The organism is Gordonia cholesterolivorans, from assembly GCF_039531975.1.
GTDB lineage: Bacteria > Actinomycetota > Actinomycetes > Mycobacteriales > Mycobacteriaceae > Gordonia > Gordonia sihwensis.
Genome location: NZ_BAAARB010000054.1, coordinates 1 through 1,387 on the forward strand (window position 1 = coordinate 1; position 1,387 = coordinate 1,387).

The following is a 1,387-nucleotide window of genomic DNA, read 5'->3' on the forward strand; positions in this document are numbered from 1 at the left end:
AGCCTGTAAAAACTTAGCCATGTTTACGACAGCTTTTTCCTGCTTCGTCATCTTTAATATCCGTCCATTTCCTCACTGATTGTACAAAATCTTATCTGCTGTTAATGTTTAGGGCAAGGACACACATCGTTATCTCTGCGAGATTTCCTCGTGACCTTGCAATGGGCTTTGCCCCTTGACCCCAAAAGGACAACAGCATGACGACCAAACGCACAGAAATCGTGATTATTCGCCTGACCCCTGACGAGAAACAATCGTTACTTCTGCGGAAAACCAAACCCCGTTTAGCGGAGTGGTTACGTGAACTGGCGTTAGGTCAGAAGCCAAAGCGTCAGCCGAAAAGCGTTGACCCAGCATTACTGTTTGAGCTTAACCGGATAGGTGTGAACCTTAATCAGATAGCCCGTCATTGCCATCAGGCTCCGGTTTCTATGGAGACGGTCAATATTGCCTTAGCGTTACGGCATATTGAGGCACAGCTTCGGGAGGTGCTTGACCGTGCTGATTAAATTCTTTGGTAACAAAGGCGGTGGCAGTCCGAAAGCCAGCATGGATTACCTGCTTCGGGAGGGCAAAGAGGACACACAATTTCAGGTGTTACGGGGCGACCCTGACTTGTCGCAGTCTATTGCGGAGAGTTGCGGATTTAAGAATGCGTACACCGTGGGATGTCTGTCATTTGAGGAAGAAAATATACCCGACCATCACAAAACCGCCATTATGGACAGATTTGAAAAGCACGTTTTTGCGGGGCTGGAGAACGAACAGTACAACATCACCTGGGTTGAGCACACGGACAAAAACCGGTTAGAGCTGAATTTTTACATCCCTAACGTTGAGCTGACCTCACAGAAACGCTTACAGCCGTACTATGACAAAGCAGACAGACCACTCATTGAAAATTTTAAGCAGGTTATCAATTACGAATACGGCCTGACCGATCCCCGTTCGCCGGATAAACAGCAAACACTGATAACCCGTGCGGATTTACCGACAGAAAAACGATCAGCCCTGAAAGAGATTGATACCGGCATATCGGCATTGGTGCAGAAAGGACTGATCCGTAACCGTGATGATGTGATTGAAGCGCTGAAACAGTCAGGCTTTGAGATAGCCAGAGTGACACCGAAAAACCTCTCAATCAAAACCGGGGGGCAAAACTTACGTTTAAAAGGGGCGTTCTATGAGCAGGATTTTAAATTTAGCGCAGACGTTCTCCGAGAATGCCAGACAAGACAGCGAGATTATGACGGAGAAAGTGAAGCTCGCTATCGAACAGCACGAGAACGACTTGAAAGCGCAACTGGCAGACGCCTGCAGGCATTTGAGCGAAAGCATCCAAGCCGAGCAGACGAAATTGATCAGGCGTACCGTGAGCGCGTGGAAA

Annotated in this window: 2 protein-coding genes; both read left to right on the forward strand. The window is 48.0% G+C overall.

Annotation, left to right across the window (positions count from 1 at the left end; translation table 11 throughout):
- Positions 1-197: 197 nt before the first annotated feature.
- On the forward strand, positions 198-509 hold the full coding sequence (locus ABFX36_RS18850; protein WP_067368407.1) for a MobC family plasmid mobilization relaxosome protein: 312 nt from the start codon (positions 198-200) through the stop codon (positions 507-509).
- Between the two features lie 674 nt (positions 510-1,183).
- On the forward strand, positions 1,184-1,387 hold a 204-nt coding region (locus ABFX36_RS19120), incomplete at its 3' end, for an MbeB family mobilization protein (RefSeq protein ID WP_428832073.1).

Excerpts from the sequence above, each read along its gene's own strand:
- ABFX36_RS18850 (WP_067368407.1), top strand. The coding sequence starts at position 198 with ATGACGACCAAACGCACAGAAATCGTGATTATTCGCCTGACCCCTGAC.